Source organism: Dorea sp. 210702-DFI.3.17, assembly GCF_020560825.1.
Taxonomy (GTDB): Bacteria; Bacillota; Clostridia; order Lachnospirales; family Lachnospiraceae; genus Dorea; species Dorea formicigenerans.
In genome coordinates this window covers 1-20,658 of the sequence record NZ_JAJCNB010000034.1, presented here as the reverse complement: position 1 = coordinate 20,658, position 20,658 = coordinate 1, and the positions used below count along the sequence as shown (strand labels likewise).

Annotated in this window: 19 protein-coding genes; 15 read left to right on the top strand and 4 right to left on the bottom strand. The window is 40.6% G+C overall.

Going from position 1 to position 20,658, the window contains the following annotated elements; all coding sequences use genetic code 11:
* Positions 1 to 117 precede the first annotated feature (117 nt).
* The 12 genes from LI149_RS12725 to LI149_RS12670 all read left to right on the top strand — a co-directional run bounded on the left by LI149_RS12725 (position 118) and on the right by LI149_RS12670 (position 11,016).
* Positions 118 to 705, top strand: a complete 588-nt coding sequence (locus tag LI149_RS12725) for a TetR/AcrR family transcriptional regulator (RefSeq protein ID WP_227078471.1) — start codon at positions 118 to 120, stop codon at positions 703 to 705.
* A 305-nt stretch (positions 706 to 1,010) separates the two neighbouring features.
* A complete protein-coding gene (locus LI149_RS12720; RefSeq protein WP_173785672.1) occupies positions 1,011 to 2,300 on the top strand; it encodes a sugar ABC transporter substrate-binding protein in 1,290 nt (429 codons plus the stop codon).
* Positions 2,301 to 2,394: 94 nt separating this feature from the next.
* The gene (locus tag LI149_RS12715; protein ID WP_173785671.1) at positions 2,395 to 3,270 is read left to right on the top strand and encodes a carbohydrate ABC transporter permease; all 876 of its coding nucleotides are present in this window, start codon (positions 2,395 to 2,397) and stop codon (positions 3,268 to 3,270) included.
* Between the two features lies 1 nt (position 3,271).
* The gene (locus LI149_RS12710; RefSeq protein WP_005340855.1) at positions 3,272 to 4,105 is read left to right on the top strand and encodes a carbohydrate ABC transporter permease; all 834 of its coding nucleotides are present in this window, start codon (positions 3,272 to 3,274) and stop codon (positions 4,103 to 4,105) included.
* 17 nt (positions 4,106 to 4,122) lie between these two features.
* Positions 4,123 to 4,923, top strand: a complete 801-nt coding sequence (locus tag LI149_RS12705; RefSeq protein WP_005335319.1) for a transketolase — start codon at positions 4,123 to 4,125, stop codon at positions 4,921 to 4,923.
* A 4-nt stretch (positions 4,924 to 4,927) separates the two neighbouring features.
* Entirely contained in the window at positions 4,928 to 5,854 is a 927-nt protein-coding gene (locus LI149_RS12700; protein ID WP_022278555.1) for a transketolase family protein, read from the top strand.
* 46 nt (positions 5,855 to 5,900) lie between these two features.
* Positions 5,901 to 6,296, top strand: a complete 396-nt coding sequence (locus tag LI149_RS12695; RefSeq protein ID WP_005340851.1) for a hypothetical protein — start codon at positions 5,901 to 5,903, stop codon at positions 6,294 to 6,296.
* Between the two features lie 205 nt (positions 6,297 to 6,501).
* The gene (locus LI149_RS12690) at positions 6,502 to 7,317 is read left to right on the top strand and encodes a sugar phosphate isomerase/epimerase (protein WP_227143439.1); all 816 of its coding nucleotides are present in this window, start codon (positions 6,502 to 6,504) and stop codon (positions 7,315 to 7,317) included.
* Between the two features lie 86 nt (positions 7,318 to 7,403).
* A complete protein-coding gene (locus tag LI149_RS12685; RefSeq protein ID WP_040015710.1) occupies positions 7,404 to 8,516 on the top strand; it encodes a Gfo/Idh/MocA family protein in 1,113 nt (370 codons plus the stop codon).
* A 61-nt stretch (positions 8,517 to 8,577) separates the two neighbouring features.
* Positions 8,578 to 9,402, top strand: a complete 825-nt coding sequence (locus LI149_RS12680; RefSeq protein ID WP_227143438.1) for an alpha/beta fold hydrolase — start codon at positions 8,578 to 8,580, stop codon at positions 9,400 to 9,402.
* A gap of 88 nt (positions 9,403 to 9,490) precedes the next feature.
* Positions 9,491 to 10,435, top strand: a complete 945-nt coding sequence (locus LI149_RS12675) for an AEC family transporter (protein WP_117606025.1) — start codon at positions 9,491 to 9,493, stop codon at positions 10,433 to 10,435.
* 158 nt (positions 10,436 to 10,593) lie between these two features.
* Positions 10,594 to 11,016, top strand: a complete 423-nt coding sequence (locus LI149_RS12670; protein WP_227143437.1) for an HIT family protein — start codon at positions 10,594 to 10,596, stop codon at positions 11,014 to 11,016.
* A gap of 304 nt (positions 11,017 to 11,320) precedes the next feature.
* Here LI149_RS12670 and LI149_RS12665 read toward each other — a convergent pair whose 3' ends face one another.
* Both LI149_RS12665 and LI149_RS12660 read right to left on the bottom strand, forming a co-directional pair.
* Positions 11,321 to 12,808, bottom strand: coding sequence for a tagaturonate reductase (locus LI149_RS12665; protein ID WP_227143436.1), 1,488 nt, complete (start codon positions 12,806 to 12,808; stop codon positions 11,321 to 11,323).
* Between the two features lie 41 nt (positions 12,809 to 12,849).
* Entirely contained in the window at positions 12,850 to 14,331 is a 1,482-nt protein-coding gene (locus LI149_RS12660; RefSeq protein ID WP_227143435.1) for a UxaA family hydrolase, read from the bottom strand.
* A 363-nt stretch (positions 14,332 to 14,694) separates the two neighbouring features.
* Between LI149_RS12660 and uxaC the strand changes: the two genes are divergently transcribed.
* Positions 14,695 to 16,101 (top strand): glucuronate isomerase, encoded by a 1,407-nt coding sequence (gene uxaC / locus LI149_RS12655; protein WP_227143434.1) that lies wholly within the window; start codon positions 14,695 to 14,697, stop codon positions 16,099 to 16,101.
* Positions 16,102 to 16,131: 30 nt separating this feature from the next.
* The gene (locus tag LI149_RS12650) at positions 16,132 to 17,142 is read left to right on the top strand and encodes a LacI family DNA-binding transcriptional regulator (protein ID WP_118000999.1); all 1,011 of its coding nucleotides are present in this window, start codon (positions 16,132 to 16,134) and stop codon (positions 17,140 to 17,142) included.
* Between the two features lie 164 nt (positions 17,143 to 17,306).
* On the opposite strand, the gene LI149_RS12645 is transcribed toward LI149_RS12650, so the two are convergent.
* Together LI149_RS12645 and coaBC are read right to left on the bottom strand one after the other, a co-directional pair.
* Positions 17,307 to 18,068 carry an IclR family transcriptional regulator gene (locus LI149_RS12645; protein WP_117494544.1) on the bottom strand — a complete coding sequence of 254 codons (762 nt, stop codon included), beginning with the start codon at positions 18,066 to 18,068 and terminating at the stop codon, positions 17,307 to 17,309.
* 305 nt (positions 18,069 to 18,373) lie between these two features.
* Complete coding sequence (gene coaBC, locus LI149_RS12640) at positions 18,374 to 19,579, bottom strand: bifunctional phosphopantothenoylcysteine decarboxylase/phosphopantothenate--cysteine ligase CoaBC (protein ID WP_005335355.1); 1,206 nt, start codon at positions 19,577 to 19,579, stop codon at positions 18,374 to 18,376.
* A gap of 368 nt (positions 19,580 to 19,947) precedes the next feature.
* Between coaBC and LI149_RS12635 the strand changes: the two genes are divergently transcribed.
* On the top strand, positions 19,948 to 20,580 hold the full coding sequence (locus tag LI149_RS12635) for a hypothetical protein (RefSeq protein WP_227143433.1): 633 nt from the start codon (positions 19,948 to 19,950) through the stop codon (positions 20,578 to 20,580).
* Positions 20,581 to 20,658: the final 78 nt, after the last annotated feature.

The following is a 20,658-nucleotide window of genomic DNA, read 5'->3' as shown; positions in this document are numbered from 1 at the left end:
ACAACCGTTAAAAGGTTAAAAAGTGCTGATTAATAGACAGAAAATATTAAAAATGTTGCATTATATCAATATGTTATAAAAATTTAACATTATAATGAAAGAAAGAGCAGGAAACATATGCAGAAGAAGACAGACCGTCGGGTCCGCAAGACAAAGACCCAGCTTAGAAATGGGCTCGCCATGCTTATGAAGGAGAAAAGTGTAGGTGAGATTACAGTAAAAGAATTGGTAGATCAGATAGATATTAACAGATCTACTTTTTATTTGCATTATCCAGATATATCAGGGCTGTTGTATGAGATTGAGAATGATCTGGCAGAGGAGATGGAACGTGCAATCAGAGAGCATCCAATTGAAAAGCGAGAGGATAATGGATTTTATTTTCTTCAGGACATATTTCAAGTGTTAGACAACAATCGAGAGATTGTTTCTGCTTTGGTCGGACCTTACGGAGATATGCGATTTATTCAGAAAGTGGAAGTTATTCTGGCAAGAAACAGCAGGAAAGTGTTAGAGCAGATGTTTCCAGAAAAAAGTGATCAGATGGATTACTTTTATGCATATTGCCTGAATGGCTGTCTTGGATTTGTAAAGACCTGGCTTGCCGATAAAAAGTCCTGTACACCAGAGTTCGCAGCAGATTTTATTTATCGAATGGTGGTCAGTTCTATGCGTGCTTTTTGTGAAACTCGTGAGGAAGTGTAGGAGTATACAATGTACTCTTGGTGAAATGTAACAAAAGAGCTTTTCCTATTTTGGTACTTTCTTTTATTGACGGGAAAGTGTCAAAAGGATATAATTGAACTATCAAATGTAAGAGCTTACAAGGACGGTAAATGCCTTACGATTTTTTTTAAATTTAAAATGTAAGCGTTTACAATTCGTAAAGCATTTCAGTTCGAAAAGTTCTTCGTTGCGTTAGGAAGATGGCTGAAACAGGGGATCAGGAAAGCACAGGTTATCAGTCAGAGATCCTAGTTACAACAAAATATAGAAAGTGAGGACAAGCAATGAAAAAGAGGTTATTAGCAGTATTACTGACAGCAGCTATGGTACTCGGAATGACAGCTTGCGGATCTAAATCCAATAGCGGAAGCTCAGACAAAAAAGAAGAAGCTCAGTCAACCGATGATATCAAAGAGTGCACAATCAAGTTCCAGTATTGGGCAGATAACACAGATTATTCTTCCCTGATGCAGGACATCATCAAGAAGTTCAACGAGGAGAATGAGTACGGAATCACTGTTGAAGGTGAAGAAGTTCCTTGGGATGGTGGAGGATATTCCAACACACTGTTCAACGCAGCTATGGGTGGTGGAGCACCGGATGTAGCAACCTTTAAGCTTTCCGCAACACCGATGTTCACAAATAACAACCTGCTTGCAGACTTAACACCTTATGTTGATGCATGGGATAAGAAAGATGACATTTCTGACAACATCTACGACGTAATGAAAAAGGCAGGCGGATCTGACGATTCACTTTATCTGATGCCATGGAACATTCAGGTACTCTATGTATACTACAGACCATCAATCTTCAAAGAGGCTGGTATCACAGAGACACCTAAGACATACGATGAGTTCCTTGAGGACATTAAGAAATGTACAATGGATACAGATGGTGATGGAAAGACAGACGTATACGGATTTGGTATGCGTGGTGCTTCCGGTGGACAGGAGCCATGGGGAAGCTTCATCTATGGTGAAGGCGGAAGCTTTGATGATCTGACATCTGATGCATCTGTACAGGGTATGCAGGACTTCATCGATCTGTATAAGAACGGATATGTTCCAGAGTCAGCTACGAACGATGGATTCAACGAGACAGTTGCTAACTTCAAGTCTGGAAAGACAGCTATGTTCATACATCATATCGGATCTTCTAAAGGTATGGTAGAGGAACTTGGTGATGATGTTGATGCATTCATTATTCCGAAAGGAAAAGGACAGTGGACATCCATGGGAGATACAGAGACTGTAATGTTCGATTCTTGCGAGAACAAAGCAGCAGCATTTGAGTGGATGAAATATCTTGCAACAGAAGAAGGACAGGAAATGTGGTGTGAAGGAACAGGACAGGTTCCAGTAAGCCAGACTGTTCAGCAGAAAGATTACTTCCAGAATGACAAATTCATGAAAGTGTCTATGGAAGGTGTCGATATCGCGGGTACAGTTCCGGTAAAAGATACAACAACTGAGTGGATCAGTAATTGGCCAGCAACAATTTCTCAGGCTCTGACAGGCGAGATTACAGCTAAAGAGTGTATGGATAAGCTGGACAAAGCTCTTAACGAGTAGAACTAGATTTTGTAACAACTAGATAATAATTGATTTATGAAACTGCCTTGTCAGGCAACTGGCAGGGCAGTCTGATTGAAAGGGAAAGAACACGATGGTAAAAAAGAAAAGTATCTATCCATATTTATTGGTAGCACCTGCTCTGATTATCATTTTGTGCGTAGTATTCATTCCGGTTGTTAATGCGATTGGAATGAGTTTCCAGAGTTATGATTTGAGAAGACCGAATGACATTGCGTTTGTTGGACTTGCAAATTACATCGCGGCATTTAAAGATGAGCTGTTCTGGAAAGCACTTTGGAAGACGATTCTCTGGGTGGTATTTGGCGTTGGATTTCAGTTTGTATTTGGTTTTATACTGGCGTTGCTTCTTAACAAGAAGTTCAGAGGCCGCGGTGTTGTCCGTGCAGTCAGCTTGATTCCATGGGTCACACCTGGTATTTTGATCGGTCTTATGTGGAGATGGATGTATGACGGTAACTATGGTGTACTCAATGACATTCTTCAGAAATTACACATAATTAATAAGAGCATACCATTTTTAGCACAGGCGAATACAGCATTTCCGGCAGTTGTAGTAACGATTATCTGGCAGGGAATTCCATTCTTTGCACTGATGATTCTTGCAGGACTGCAGGGAATTCCAGGAGAACTTTATGAAGCAGCCGACATGGATGGCGCGACAGGATTCCAGAAGTTATTTAAGATTACAATTCCAAGTATTAAGAATACAATCTTTATCACAGGACTTCTGAGAATTATCTGGGTTGCAAACTCAGTCGATGTTATCTTCAACATGACGGAAGGTGGACCGGCTTATGCAACACAGACACTGAGTGTATATGTGTTTAATAAAGCTCAGGCATTGAACTTAGGATACTCATCAGCAATGGCAATCTTGCTTGCACTTGTACTTTGCCTGGTTGCAGTTCCGTATTTGATCTTTACATTTGGAGAGGAGGATAAGTAGTATGAAGAGGGAATCATTCTTAAAGAGATTTTTAACATTATATCTTCCACTGATCGTAATATTACTTTTCATCCTGTTCCCGTTTTATTGGACATTTATTACATCTATAAAACCGGACACAGAGTTATACGGAGCAGTTACATACTGGCCAAGACAAGTTCAATGGGAGAACTACACGAAACTGTTTACTACAACAGTAAATTTCCTGGCTGCCATGAAGAATAGCTTTATTGTTGCGGCAGTAACAACAGTTGTTTCTCTGACAGCATCAACATTAGCATCATATGCGTTTTCAAGATACAGATTTGCAGGACGTAGAGCGATGATGGCATTGTTTTTAAGCAATAATATGTTCCCTACGGTATTGCTTTTAATCCCATTATACTCTATAATGAGAAATCTGGGGTTACTTTATACTCCATGGGCTCTTGTACTCGCATATACAACGTTCACACTTCCATTTTCTGTATGGTTGCTGAATGGATTTTTTAACGACTTGCCACTATCACTTGAAGAAGCAGCATTGGTTGATGGATGTAATAGAAGGATGGCATTTTTCAAGATCATTTTACCTATATTAGGTCCTTGCCTTGTTGCCACCGGTGTATATATCTTCATGACATCATGGAACGAGTATACATTTGCGGTAATGTTTACGAACAATGCGACAAGAACAATACCTGTAGCACTGAAGAGTCTGATCGGTCAGCTTGGAGTTGACTGGGGTCTGTTAACAGCAGGTGGAATTATTACAATCATTCCAGTATGTATCATGTTCTTCTTTGCACAGAAGAGATTAGTTGAGGGATTAACAGCAGGAGCTGTTAAAGGTTAATATAAGGAGGAAGAAAAATGAATTACGAGAAAAAAGCAAAGGAATTGCGCCAAGAGATATTGAAGAGTTTATTTGCCTGCCAGTCAGGTCATCCGGGCGGATCATTATCATGTGTTGAGATTCTTATGGCTCTCTACTATGATGAGATGAAGAATCTTGATCCTAAGGATCCTAAGAAAGCAGACAGAGACCGTCTCGTATTAAGTAAGGGACATGCTTGCCCTACATTATATGCAATCCTGGCAGATCTGGGATATTTCCCGAAAGAGGATCTGGCACACCTTCGTCAGATTGACAGCCATCTTCAGGGACATCCGGACTGCAACAAGACTCCAGGTGTTGATATGAACACAGGATCTCTTGGACAGGGAATGTCTCTGGCAACAGGACTTGCTCTTGCAGCTAAGCATGCAAAAGCTGACTACAAAGTATATGCAGTAGTTGGTGATGGCGAGTGTCAGGAAGGTATTGTATGGGAGGCAGCTATGGCAGCAGCTCATTACAAACTTGATAACCTTTGCGTTTTACTTGACTATAACGGACTTCAGATTGATGGAACTAACGATCAGGTTATGGGACTTGGAAACATCGTTGAGAAGTTTAAAGCCTTCGGTTTCGAATGCTTTGAAGTAGATGGACATAACATCGAAGAAATTGACAAAGCAATTGAGGCTCCAGTATCTGGTAAGCCAAAATTCATTTGCTGCCACACAATCAAAGGTAAAGGTGTATCCTTCATGGAGAATCAGGTAGGATGGCACGGAAGACCGTTGAAACCAGAAGAGTTCGAGACAGCTATGAAAGAATTGGAGGCGTAAGAAGATGGGAAAATCATTAAGAGTTGCTTACGGAGAAGCATTAGTTAAATTAGGACAGAAGAACGATAAGATCGTTGCATTAGATGCAGACCTTGCACACGCAACAATGTCAGCTACATTTGCTGAGGCATTTCCAGATCGTTTCTTTAACGCAGGAATTGCAGAGTGTAATATGATGGGCATGGCAGCTGGATTTGCTCATACAGGATACATTCCATTTGCAAGCACATTTGCTCTTTTCGGATCAGGAAGAGCTTATGAGATCATTCGTAACTCTATTGCATACACAAACACAAATGTTAAATTTGGATTATCTCATTCCGGACTTTCAGTAGGAGAGGACGGAGGAAGTCATCAGTCTATCGAGGATGTTGCTCTTATGAGAGAGATGCCGAACATGACGGTATTTGTACCATGTGATCCTACAGAGATGGAGAAAGCTGTATTTGCAGCAGCAGAGATTGACGGACCAGTTTACATCCGTGTTGCAAGACCTGTTTGTGAGGATATCACAACAGAGGATACACCATTTATCCCGGGAAAAGCTAACATCTTAAAAGATGGTAACGATGTTTGCATCATCACAATGGGACTTATGGTACCAATCGCATTAAAAGCAGCTGAGATGCTTGAGGCAGAAGGAATTTCTGCAGCAGTTGTTAATATGCACACAGTAAAACCTATCGATGCTGAGACAATCCTTGCTATGAACGAGAAGTGCAAAGGTATCGTAACAGCTGAGGAGCATTCTGTGATCGGTGGACTTGGATCTGCTGTAGCAGAAGTTCTTGCAGGACATGCCGGAGCTAAATTCGAAAGAGTTGGTATCCAGGATAAATTCGGAAAATCCGGTAAACCAGCTGAACTGTTTGCAGCTTATGGACTTACAGCTGAGAACATCGTTGAAAAATGCAAAGCAACATTAGCATAAGAATCTGATCAAATTCATTTTATTATATAAAAGGGAGATAAGAATCATGGAAATTTTAAATTATTCATTTGACGGAGAAGGAATGCAGAGAGTATTCGAGAACGAGAAATGGACAGTTGGTATCAAAAACTGGAAACCAGCTAACGACATCACAGGAATCAACAATCTGGAGCGTCACAACAAGACTGATGAGCTTTTCGTACTTGTTGCCGGATCTTGCACACTGATCTATGCAAATGAAGTAGAAGGCGGTCTTGATATCAAGGCAGTTAAGATGGAGCCAAACAAGGTTTACAATATCCCAGCTACACTGTGGCATAACACAGTAACATGCAAGGATACAAAGATGATCCTGATTGAGGACTCCAACACATCCATGGACAACAGCGATATTTTAGATCTGAATGAAGATCAGATTGCTGCTATCAAAGCTTTAGTATAGTATCTTACGTAATGCATTAGCTGCATCGCGACAATAAAACAGGCTCTCTACGACATAATTATGCGAGATTATGTGTTGAGAGCCTTTTTTGTAAAAAAATCCAGACAATTTTGCAATAAATAAGAATATTTATGCATTTATCGGTATTTTATACAATAAGCTTGATGCGGATATTTATAGAAAATTATAAAGGAGGTCGGAAGAAGTGTACAATTTAAAATTTGGCTGTCAGTCCTATCCATGGAAGATGGGAAAGCATTTTGGTCAGTTGCCGAGAATGCTTAAAGTGGCAGCAGAGGCAGGATTTCAGAGCATTGAGTGCGAAATCGACATGCTTGGAACATGGTTCCATGACCCGGAAGGTGTGAAAAAACAGCTTGAGAAATATAACATGGAATTTGCGGCACTTGTTCTTCATCAGGATTGGAATGGTATGGAGGAGAATGTGGAAGAAGCAGCGTTAAGCCGTGAAGCAATTGAATTCGTGAAACATTTTCCAAATGCCAAGATTATGCTGAGTCATCATGCAGGAAATGTACCTAGAGGAGAAGGTGAAGCATTGGCAGAAAGAAGAAAATGTCTGATCAGCTGCATGGCATCTGTAGCGGCTAAGGCAGCAGAGGCAGGAATCGTATGTTGTTTCCATCCGAACAGTGCAAAGAATTCGTTGTTTCGTACAGAAGAAGACTATGAAGCCATGTTTGAGTTGATTCAGCCGACTGCTATTGGCTGGGCTCCGGACGTAGGACATATTGAGAATGGTGGTATGAGTGCAATTGAACAGATGAAAGCACACAGAGATCTGATCCGCCACGTACATTTTAAAGACCGTATTGCTCAGAATGAATGGGCTGTTATGGGAGAAGGAAAGATTGACTATCCTGCAATTATCAAATATCTGGCAGAGACAGGATACCTTGGCTGGATTATGGTGGAAGATGAAAGCCCGCGTGCAGAGACAGACAGTGACGGGGTTGTTGCTGAGGACGGAAAATATATGTGCCGGCAGATTCACAGGTAAGCAATCAGACAGAAGCAGACTTTGCTGGAAGAAGAGATATTTCAGTAAAGATACAAAAAAGTTTTTTCTCAGGAGGAAAAGAGACTATGAGTATGCATACAGTTGCGGTAATGGGTCTCGGAGTCCGTGGTAAGATTCATCTTCACGGGCTTCTGGAAAATCCAGATTATTATAAAGTAGTAGGCCTTTGCGATATTGATGAGCCTAAGATGAAAGCAGTTGCTGAGGAATACCATCTGGACGATGTACCACTTTTTACGGATGCAGAAGAGATGTTAAAGGAGACAAGACCGGAAATATTTGTATTTGTTACATATCCAGATCTCCGGCTTTCTGTCATTCAACTGGCAGTAAAATACGGTGTAAAAGGAATTTCCTTTGAAAAACCGATGGCTGAGAGTCTTCAGGAGGCAAAGAAAATTGTAAAGTTGTGCCATGATAACGGAATCAAAGCAGTTGTTTGTCATCAGCAGAAATATCTGTCCCAGATGCAGACACTAAAGAAACGTATTGAGGACGGCGAAATTGGCGAGATCACAAAAATACATGTAGAGTGTCAGGCCTGGTTCAGCCAGCTTGGAACACACTATGTAGACTATATTCTCTGGGCGAATGGTGGACATCGTGCAAAATGGGTATGTGGACATGTACACGGTCCGATTTGTCTGGATGATAACCATCCGGCACCAGATTACCTGCTTGGTACTATGGAACTGGAAAATGGAGTACATGCTTATGTAGAGTGTGGATATCTTGCAGAGGCTCACAACCCACCGGAGTATGGAAGCAGCGATAATCGTCTGACTGTTTATGGTAAAGAAGGTTATGTATATGCTGAGACAGACGGGTTCTGGGGAGCATGCACAAAGGCTACAAATGGTCGTCTGATAGAAGGAAAGGATCCAGGCTGGAGAAATCATCAGCAGATTCCGATTCAGACACCTTACTATACAGAGTTTGCAGAGTGGATGGAGGATGATTCAAAAGTTCACAGCTGCAACATTGATACAGCATATCACGGATATGAAATTCTGGAAGGAATGTGCCTGTCAGCACTGAACAATGTGCGTGTAGACCTGCCGATTCAGGATCTGGATTATGAGCCGGTATTTGACCGCATGAGAAAGGATCTTCCAGAGTGCGACAGCCGTAAGATGTACATTTATGATGGCAAGACACCACGTAAGGAGCGCGACTAGCCAAAAGAAATATTCAAAGGTCGGTTAAGAGTAGAAAAAGCAGAAAGTGCAGGTTCATAAAATGAATCAGAAAAAAGAATGTATGGATGTCCATGTAAATGGATTGAAATTTCATGTACAGACATTTGGAAGCGGTGTCCCTATTATTATGATTATGGGACTTGGAGCACCAGGAGATAAATGGAAGCATAACTATGAGCTTTTAAGTAAATGGTTTTGGTGTATTGTTCCGGATAACAGAGGAGCAGGATTAAGCGACAAACCGGAAGCAAAGAGCTATACAACAGAGCAGATGGCAGACGATATCATCGGTATTATGGATGCATTAGATATCAAAAAAGCCCATGTTATGGGTGTCTCTATGGGAGGCGCCATTGCACAGCAGGTGGCACTGAAAGTTCCGGACAGAGTTCTGAGTCTGATTTTGACAAGTACATTTGCAAGTGTAAGTCCGGCATTTAAAAAGGCTTTAAATTTAATCTGTGAGCTGAAAGAAGATACAGATCCGGCAGTATTAAAGCAGTTGAATCTTTGGATGACCTATGGCCAATACACGCAGATACATCACCCAGAGAAGATTGAGAAATCTATTGAAGAAGATGCAGCGTACCCTTATCCAATGCCTGTGTATGCCTATAAGGCACAGTGTGGGGCATGCCTCAGCCACAATACAGCAGGCAGGCTGCATGAGCTTAAAATGCCGGTACTGATCGCTGCAGGGGCAAAGGATTTGTTCATGAATATAGAGAAGACCATGGAATTAGTACATGGAATCCCACAGGCAGAATTCTATCTTGCACCGGAAGGCGGACATGTACATCAGTGGGAATATCCTGAGCCATATGACAGTGTTGTAGTGGGATTTTTGATGAAACATACAAATTAAAAAATATACATAATGTAGACCATGAATTGAATTAGAGTTTCATATCATGGATATAAAATTGAAATGAGAGAATGGAGGAAACAAAATAATGTCTATAGATATGAATACGTTGATTAGTCAAATGATTATGTTTTTTGTCATTCTCGGATGTGGATTTATAGGAGCAAAATTAGGGCTTTTGAAAGCCGAAGTCATTCATGGGTTAAGCAGTCTGCTTATGGGCGTTATCTGTCCGTTGATGCTGATTGCAGTATTTCCGTCAGCAGTGCAGGAGGAAAATGCATGGGATATTGCAAAATCTGTAATTCCCTATGCACTGATTACATATCCGCTGCTTACAGGAGCTGGATTCCTGACAGGAACGTTATTACATTTCCGGGGAGATAAAAGAAAAATCTTTACTGCCCAATGTCTTTTCGGAAATATGGCGTTCTTTGGGCTGCCTCTTGTAAAAGAGATATTTGATCCGGTTGCAGTAGTAGCATTTTCTTTCTGCGTTGTAATAGATAATCTGTTCCTCTGGACAGAAGGAGTATTGCTCACTTCTAAATCAGAAGGAGGACAGGAATTATCCTTGAAGCTGATCATAAAGAAGCTGTCTAATCCTGTTATAGTAGGAGTGCTGATCGGGCTGGTGTTGATGATTTTGAAAGTGCCATCAGATTTACTGATTCTTCGAAGCTTTGATACAATAGGAAGCTGTGCAAAGCCACTGGCACTTTTGTATATCGGAGGAACGATTGCACTGATGGAATCAGGATCATTAAAGAAAGCATGGCCAGTTGTATTTGTCATAATCATTAAGCTGATAGTTATGCCGGTTGTCATATTTCGTGTGATGACGTGGCTTGGCGTGAATGATCTTGCGAGAAATATCTGGACGCTGATTATTGCACTTCCGAGTATGGCGAGTATTCCGATTATGGCAGAAAGCTTCGGTTCAACAGAAGCTGATTATGCGGCGCAGGGTGTATTTATTATTACACTGGCAAGTCTGGTAACAATACCGCTTGTGGTGATGCTTTGCAGGTAATGGTAATAGGCATTTAGAATTTATAATTTATAAGGTGAAAGCTTTTATTATAAATGAAAGTTTGAAAACATTACATAAATGTAAAGAATACTTAGGAAACGATTTAATTAAATTAGAAATAAAAATATTTCCAAAACAACGTAAAAGGAGAAAATAAGATGGTAGATCAGAATTGTGCATATTGTGTAGAGGGAGAATTATTAGCAAAATTTGGAATTAAGATTTGTGAACTGGAAAACTCTAAAGTATATCTTTTTAAAGAGCAGAGCCATCCGGGAAGAGTTGTGGTTGCTCATAAGAAACATGTCAGTGAGATTCTGGAGCTGACACCACAAGAGAGAGCAGCATACTTAGAGGAGATTGCGAAGGTATCTGAGGCAATCCACAAAATCTTCAAACCTGCAAAAGTAAACTATGGCGCATATGGAGATACAGGACATCATCTGCATTTCCATCTTGTACCAAAGTATACGGATGAGTATGAGTGGGGTGGAACATTCGAAATGAATCCGGGAAAGAAATTATTAAGTGATGAAGAATATGCTCAGATGATTGAAAAGATTAAGGCTGAGTTGGTTTAGAAAATGGTAATAGAAAATTGCTATAGAATCTGAGCCGCCTGAGAGTTCAAGCTCCCAGTGCAGAACATTACGATGAGCTATATAAGACGAGAAAAGTGTACGCAGAGGCGTGCACTTTTCTTATATCTCATCTCCATTGCACTGAAGTCGCAGGAACTTCTTAGGTGGCTCAGATTCTGCAAGGTTTTCTAATGAGAGAGAAAGGGTGTTTCAGAGGTCATATTGTGACCGTATCTGAAGCACCCTTTCTTCAGGGGGGATAACTATATAAAGTTATCGGCTAAAATTATTAGCTATATTTATTTTACAGGCAGGAAGCGTAAGCTGCTTCTGCACCTTCTTCGCGGATTTTCTTAAGATCAGCGACAATCAGTTCTTCCAGTCCTTTGACTTCTGTCAGATCCTGATCCCACATATCTTTGTTGGAAAGTACAGCTTTTACGAGTTCTTCTGCACTGTCATCTTTGTGTGCATAGTAGAAGTCAAGTGCCCATGCATCGTCCTGTACTTTGTACTCATTTCCTTTTGGTCTCTTGCATACCAAAGCTGCATCTTCACGTCTCTGAATATCATTTGAGTAGAATGCAATGTAAGCTGCAAGGCTCATTGCCAGGCAAGTAGGAATCTCACCTTTTTCGTTGATATACTCAAGGAATGAAGGCATGTTACGAGCTTTCCACTTAGATGTTGAGTTCAAAGAAATGCTCATAAGCTCATGATTTACAAATGGGTTGTTAAATCTGTCTGATACAGCTGTTGCAAAGTCAAGCAGATCCTGTTTGTCCAGTGGAAGCGTAGGGATAATCTCATCGTAAAGCATTTTGTTCATGAAGCCTTTGATCGTTTCGTTGTGCATGCAGTCACGAACGATGTCCTGTCCAGACAGGTAAGCACCAAGAACGAAACCTGTATGAGCACCGTTCAGGATACGAACTTTTCTCTTCTTGTATGGAGTAACATCCTCTACAACATGTACATTTAAACCGGCTTTCTTGAATGGAAGCTTATCTTCAAGACCTGCAGGTCCTTCGATGATCCATACACCAAAGATCTCGCCGACATCAATCAATTCATCGTGATATCCATTTGCTTCTTCCATTTTCTTAACTTCTTCTGCATCACGTACACGTCCTGGAACGATACGGTCTACCAGTGTAGAACAGAATGTGTTCTTCTCATTGATCCATGTTTTGAATTCTTCTTCAAGTCCCCAGTCATCAATGTACTCGTTGACACATTTCTGGAGTTCTTTACCATTGTTGTCGATCAGCTCACAGCTTAAAACTACAACTCCATCTTTACCTGCTTTGTAACGCTCATAAAGTACACGTGTCAGTTTGGCAGGGAAGCTGATTGGAGGACACTGGTCAAATTTGCTTTCTGACTCGTGTACGATACCGGCTTCTGTTGTGTTGGATACGATATACTCAAGGTCGTCACTCTTGGCAAGCTCAAGAACTGCGTCGAAATCATCATATGGATTGATACATCTGCTTACAGAAGAGATGACACGTTTTAAGTCAACTTTCTCCCCTTTTTCACTTCCGCGAAGGTACAGTGTGTAAAGTCCTTCCTGGTCGTTGATGAGTTTTGTAAGTCCCTGTGCGATTGGCTGAACTAATACAACTTTTCCGTTCCAGTCAGCTTTTTCATTTGCACAGTCAAAGAAATAATCTACAAATGCACGAAGGAAGTTTCCTTCTCCGAACTGCATAACTTTCTCTGGTGCGGATTCTTTGATATATCCGTTATAACCTGATTTCTTAAGAACTTCGTAATTTAATGTTTCCATGATTGAGTTTCTTCCTTTCTTAAATTAATGAGATATGATTTTTACAATGTTACACCCTGTTTAAAGATTGCCATATCGTGGAATCCGGCGATTTCGGATTTTACTTCTTTACCGGAAGCAACTGCGATAACTTCATCGAACAGTTTTTCTGCCAGTTCAGGAAGAGTATCCCCTTCTACCAGGGTTCCACAGTTAAAGTCGATCCAATTCTGTTTTCTGTTATTTAATGAAGAATTGGTAGAAATCTTCATAGTTGGTACAGGACATGCGAACGGTGTTCCACGACCTGTAGTAAACAGTACAATGTGTGCACCGGAAGCAGCCAGTGCAGTAGAAGCAACCAAGTCATTTCCAGGAGCACTTAAGAGGTTCAGACCTTTTGTCTTAACCTGTTCTGCATAAGACAGTACGTCCATGACCGGAGCGCTTCCGGATTTCTGAGTACAGCCAAGAGACTTGTCCTCAAGAGTGGAGATACCACCTTTTTTATTTCCAGGAGACGGGTTTTCATAAATTGTCTGATTGTGACTCTGGAAATAGTGTTTAAAGTTATTAATCAGATCAACTGTCTTTTCAAATAATACTTCGTCTTCACAACGGTTCATTAGCTGAGTCTCAGCACCGAACATCTCAGGTACTTCTGTAAGAACAGTACTTCCGCCTTTGGAGATAAGAAGATCGGAAAATGCTCCTACGACCGGGTTGGCTGTGATACCGGAAAGTCCGTCAGAGCCACCGCATTTCATACCAATGACCAGTTCGCTGCAGTCAATGTCTTCACGTTCAAAGCTTCCAACATAAGCGGACAGATCTTCGAGAATGTTAAGTGCATCAGCAATCTCATCTTCACTTTCCTGAGCAACAAGGAAACGGACACGTTTCGGATCATAGTCGCCGATGTAATTCTTCAGTACATCAATATTACTGTTCTCGCAGCCGAGTCCAAGAACAAGGACACCGCCGGCATTCGGATGATTGATCAGATCAGACAGAATCTTGCGGGTATTCTCCTGATCATCTCCCATCTGGGAGCATCCATAAGGATGTGGGAATGCAAAAATTCCTTCTACAGATCCCTGTACATACTTCTGAGCCTTGCGTTCGATCGCAGTAGCAACGTTATTTACACAGCCTACAGTCGGAATAATCCAGATTTCATTACGGATGCCGACTTTTCCGTTCGGTCTGCGGTATCCTCTGAAAGTGCGAGGAGCTGTCGGGGTAAGTTCTGTAACAGAACGATCATAGGTGTAAGTAAGCAGATCTCCAAGTCCAGTCCGAATATTATGTGTGTGAATCCAGCTTCCGCAGCTGATGTTCTCCTTTGCAATACCGATTGGACAGCCATACTTGATAACCTGAGCATCAGCAGGAATATCAGTCAGAGCAAACTTGTGTCCCTGGGGAATGTCCTCACGGAGAGTAACCTCTGTACCGTCCACATCTAATGTACGATTTGCAGATAAAGGAGTAAGTGCAACTGCAACGTTATCATTCTGGTGAATTTTGATAAATTCTTTCATGATAAAATCCTTTCTCTTAAAAAATGATGTTAGTACTAGTAAATGATGAAGGAGACATTAAAAATTCTGATCATCATGAACTCACGATGAAAGAAATGTCTTCGACATCTGAATTTGTTATAAAATAAACGTGTAAGCGCTTACACTAAACATACATCATTTTGATGTTTAGGTCAATAAAAATGACAAATCAATTTTGCCCAAAAAGCATTTTTGGAAAAATGCACAAAAACAAGATAACAAATTTGTCGAAAAGATTGCTTAAAAACCATTGATTTCATATGTGCAGTTGGGGTAAAATGTAATAAATGTAAGCGTTTACAATATAGACGATGCAAGCATAGAACACAGGAGGAAAGAAAAATGAAGAAATTTATGGACGAGGATTTTCTATTAACAAGTGATGCGGCAAAAAAACTTTATCATGATTATGCAGAGAACATGCCGATTGTAGATTATCATTGCCATATTAACCCACAGGAGATCTGTGAAGATAGAAAGTTTGAAAATATCACACAGGTATGGCTCGGAGGAGATCACTACAAGTGGCGTCAGATGCGTTCCAATGGTGTAGATGAGAAATATATCACAGGTGATGCTACAGATCGTGAAAAATTCCAGAAATGGGCTGAGACTCTTGAAAAACTGATCGGTAATCCACTGTATCACTGGAGTCATCTGGAGTTAAAGAGATACTTCGGATATGAAGGATACTTAAACGGTGAGACAGCAGAGGAAGTATGGAATCTTTGCAATAAGAAGCTTGCACAGGATGATATGACCGTAAGAAATATCATTAAAAAGTCAAATGTAAAATTAATCTGTACAACAGATGATCCGATTGACACTCTTGAATATCATGAGAAACTTGCAAAAGACGATACATTTGATGTAAAGGTACTTCCGGCATGGAGACCAGATAAGGCTATGAATCTGGAGAAACCAGAGTATCTTGATTACCTTAAAAAGTTAAGTGAAGTCAGTGGAATTGAAGTAAAGAGCTTCAAGACTCTGATCGAGGCACTTGTAAAACGTATGGACTATTTCCAGGAGAGAGGCTGCTCTGTATCAGATCATGCTCTTGAGTATGTAATGTACGCACCGGCTTCCGAGGAAGAAATCGAGGCAATCTACAGCAAACGTCTTGCAGGTGGAGAAATCACAAAAGAAGAGGAACTGAAAGCAAAGACAGCCTTTATTCTTGCAGTTGGAAAAGAGTATAATAAACGTGACTGGGTAATGCAGCTTCATTATGGATGCAAACGTGACAATAATGTAGTACGTTATAAACAGATTGGACCAGATACAGGATATGACTGCATCAATAACTATGCACCATCTTCAGAAATGGCAGATATGTTAAATGCATTGTCTGATACAGATGCACTTCCTAAGACAATTCTGTACTCTCTGAATCCGAACGACAATGAGTCTATCGGAACAATCATCGGATGCTTCCAGAATGAGAAGACCGTTGGAAGAATCCAGCAGGGTAGTGCATGGTGGTTCAATGATCACAAAGTCGGAATGACAGCTCAGATGACATCACTTGCAAACCTTGGTATTTTAAGTAACTTTGTAGGAATGCTTACAGATTCCAGAAGTTTCTTATCTTACACACGTCATGAGTATTTCAGACGTATCCTTTGCGAGCTGATTGGAGGATGGGTAGATAACGGAGAGTATCCGGATGATTACAAGACACTGGAGAAAATTGTAAAGGGAATTTCTTACAACAATGCAGTGGAGTACTTTAAATTTGACGTATAGGAATTAGAAGCGTAGTAGGAGTTTTTGCATATGGCAGTGAACATTTATGATGTCGCAAAATTATCGGGAGTGTCCATTGCGACTGTTTCAAGAGTGGTAAATGGAAGTACAAAGGTCAGTGAGAAGACCAGAAGAAAGGTTCTTGATGTGATGGAACAGTGTGGCTATACGCCAAATGTGTTTGCAAGGGGACTTGGACTGGATTCTATGAAGACCATCGGGATTTTGTGCCCGGATATATCGGATGCATTTATTGCACAGGCAGTGGCATTCCTTGAAGAACGTCTGCATCAGTATGAATATGACTGTATTTTGGGATGCAGTGGTTATGACCTGGAAGCGAAAGAGGCACATACGAAAATGTTACTGTCGAAGCGGATTGATGCGCTTATTCTGGTAAGTTCTACTTACGCAGGTCGGGAAAGACACCCGGAAGATGTGGAATACATAAAAGAAGCTGCAAAGCAGACACCGGTATTTCTGATCAATGGATTCGTAGAAGGAAAGAATATCTACTGTTCTTTTTGTGATGATTTTAAGGCAACATATGATGTGACGAGTGGATTTATCCGTCGGGGAAAGAAGAAAATCTTATTCTTGTGTGATTCCTATTCATACAGCGCATCGAAGAAGATGGCGGGGTATGAGGCCGCTCTTCGCGATGCCGGATATCCGATTCGCGGAGAATTAAAGTTCTATACAAAGAACAGGATTCATCATGTCAGGGATATGCTTCTTTCACATAAGAATCTGGAGTTTGACAGTGTTGTTGCAACGGATGATGGACTCGCGATTGGAGCACTTAAGTATGCGAATGTGAAAGGACTTAAAGTACCAGATGATATTGAAATTGCAGGATATAATAATTCGCAGCTTTCGGTAGGCTGTGAACCGGAATTAACTTCTGTGGACAATCATCTGGAGAAGATGTGTAATGACACTGTAGATTATATGTTACGGGTTCTGCAGGGAGATACTGATGTGCCACCGCAGAATGAAGTTGTATGTGAAATCAAAAAGAGATGTACGACAGATTTTTAAAGCATGAAACTTAAAAATTAATTAAGAAAGTTTTTAAATTAAAAAGAAATAAAATAATTGCCAGATAACGATTCTAGGAAATATATCGTTATCTGGCATTTCTTATTCTCTACAATGATTCATGATAAAAATCTATTGATAATTCGCTCTGTTCAATTAAAAGGTTACTGTCCCAATTCAGCCAGTAACTGCTTCTTAGTATTTAATAGAAGCTTTTTATATTGGGTAATTTGCTTATCTTTCATGCGGTCCTTTGGAGCAGAGATGCTGATAGCATATGGCAATTTGTGGTGTACACAGCCAAGGGATACAGCAATACACCGGACTCCGATTTCCATCTCCTCATTATCCATGGAATATCCGTTGTTACGAATTGCACCGATGACCTCTAAAAAGGTATTGTAGTCAGTAACGGTATTGGCTGTATAAGTGTGTAATTCGCTCTGTTCCCAAATCTGACGGATCTGGTCATCATCCATATCAGCAAGAATTGCCTTACCGACACCGGAACAGTAAAGAGGGATTGTTTTTCCGACCATAGATACCATACGAACAGAATTATGTGGTGCTTCTACTTTATCGATATATACAGCGTTGATTCCTTCCATCTGTACGAGATGAACAGTTTCGCCGGTCTGTTCAGCAAGATCCTGAATGTAAGGTCTTGCAATATCAATGAGACTGTTATGTGAAAGAACCTGATTAGAAAGACTGCAGATCTTAAAGGTAAGACTGTACTTGGAAGTATCCGGATCTTGTTTTACATAGTCCATGCAAATTAAGGAATTTAAAATGCGATGGACAGTACTTTTATTTAATTCCAGTTCATTACTGATATCAAGAAGACCGGAAGGTCCGGATCTGGCAAGCAGTTCAATAGTCCGGAAAATTCGGTCAGAGACCTGGATTGGATTTTTCTCACTCAATGTTATACTCCTTAGATAAAACTATTTACAGTGGGATAACAGAGTTCCTCACTGTCTGTCATCTATTGTAGCATGATATAGAAGAAAGAGCAAAAAAAACTTGACTTTTTTATGAGTTCGTGTATAATTCAAAGCAAAGAAAGGTTCACGATATGAAAATAGATTTCATAATGTGAAACCAAACATATAACCCCATAAGTAATTATATATCATCATCAGAACAGGCAGTCCTTTTGGACTGCCTGTTCACTTTCAAGAATGCTATTTATTCAAAATAAGACTGCTTAAATTGCCTTCATGGGTTGTTATCTGTCAGTGTTCTGCATAGATAAAATCTGGTCGATAATGTGGAATGCAACCTCTTCTTTATTCATAATTGGAAGTTCCAGAACTTCTGTATCTGTAATCATTGTGACAACATTGGTGTCCGTCTCAAATCCAGCTCCGGCAACTTTCAGATTATTTGCAACAACCATGTCAAGGTTCTTTTTTGCCAGCTTCTTTCTGGAATTCTCCAGCATATTTTCCGTTTCCATAGAGAAGCCGCAGAGGAATTGACCGGGAGTTTTATGTTCTCCAAGATATTTTAAAATATCATCTGTACGTTCCAGCTCAATGGAAGTGGAAGAATCCGATTTTTTGATTTTCTCATCAGCTATGTGGACTGGCCGGTAATCAGCAACAGCGGCAGCTTTGAAGATCATGTCCATACCGGCACTTCTTGCAGTAACCTCTTCGTACATATCTTTAGCAGAGATGACAGGGACGGTCGTTATAAATGGCGGTGGAGTAAGAGCAGTTTTACCTGTGACTAAAGTTACATCTGCACCGCGAAGCATACACGCTTTCGCGAGGCTGTAGCCCATTTTCCCGGAGGAATGATTGGTGATATAACGCACCGGATCGATTGCCTCCTGAGTAGGACCGGCGGTGACCAGAACCTTTTTCCCACGCAAGTCTTTTTTACATGCTATACATTTTAAAATATATTCGAATAAATCTTCTGGTTCCGGCATCTTTCCGGCACCGACATCACCACAGGCAAGCCAGCCATTAGCCGGAGTGATGACCTCCATACCATATTTTTCAAGAAGCTTTAGATTGTCCTGAGTGACAGGATTCTCATACATTCCTGTATTCATGGCAGGAGCAATAATCTTAGGAGCTTTGCTTGCGAGAATAGTTGTAGTGAGCATATCATCAGCCAGTCCGTGTGCAAGTTTTGCAATTACATTTGCAGTTGCCGGAGCAACCATGATGACGTCTGCTTTTTGAGCAAGAGCAACGTGTTCTACTTTGAATTCAAAATTGCGGTCGAAAGTATCTACAATACATTTATTGCGCGTCAACGTTTCAAATGTGATTGGATTAATAAAATTAGTGGCATTCTGGGTCATAATAACATGAACACAGGCACCGGTCTTTACAAGACGGCTGGCAAGCATGGCACTTTTATATGCAGCAATCCCACCGGTAACACCTAATAGAATGGTTTTATCTTTTAACATCATAGAAATAAACCTCTTTCTCTTTGTATGATTTATATTGATGTTGGGGGCAAAAGCCCCAACTATGATGCCTACGGATTGTTCCGTGCTTTGCACTCCCACAATCCTCCCAATTATTCGCATATCGTGGGATTGCCATCCCACTTTTAGGCTCATATTGGGGCGGGTCCCAAGGTCTTTCATCCACTTATGAGCAAGCTCATGTGGATTTAGACCTTTTGACCCTGGCATCTTTATATTTCAACTATAGCGTGTTTGGCAGTCTCTTGCAAGATGAGGAGACACAAAGGGATGACTTTTTTTTGCGAAAATGTTAAAATTAGTGAAACAGTTCTGGAATATCAGGATATTTAGAGAGAGGAGAAAAGAATATGAAAAAAGCAGCGGTATTTTTGATGATATTAACGTTAAGTGTTTCTAGCGCAGCGTGTGGCAATAAAGAAAAGGATGATAATCAGGCAGATGCGAAGACGGAACAAAGCCAGAATGCAGACAATTCTAAAGATAATGATAAAAGTGATACTCAGACGAAAGAGGCAGACGATAAGATGTACGAGTTATCTTCGGAGGACGATGTATGGACTATAAAAGTATCTGCACCAAAAGGGTGTTCTGAGACAGACTTTTCTTCGGACACGGCAAGAGCATTTGAACGTATTGGAAATGTAGATGGCAGCAGTCTGCAATATGTGATGACTCTTAGGAATACAGATGTTTCCACTGTAGAAAGTGATATGAAGGAAGAAGTACAATATCTGTATACCGCAAATTCTGATGATACGATTCCGGCAATGGATACACAGAGCAGTGAATACAATGGGAAAATGTGGAATTATTTTTCCTATAATATGGAAGAGTTGAGTGGTTATCGTGTTTGGGCAGAGTTATCAGACGGCGATGTGTTTGCCTGTACAGTTGAGTGGATTGGAGAAGAGGAGACACCGGATGATATTGATACGGTCATCAAGACATTGTCTTCCTGTATTGCCGACTATGATGTATAGATTCTTCTTGAAAAGAAATGTACTTAACTCAAACTTCCCACACCAATAAGGTGTGCTGAACCTTGATAACTCTATATT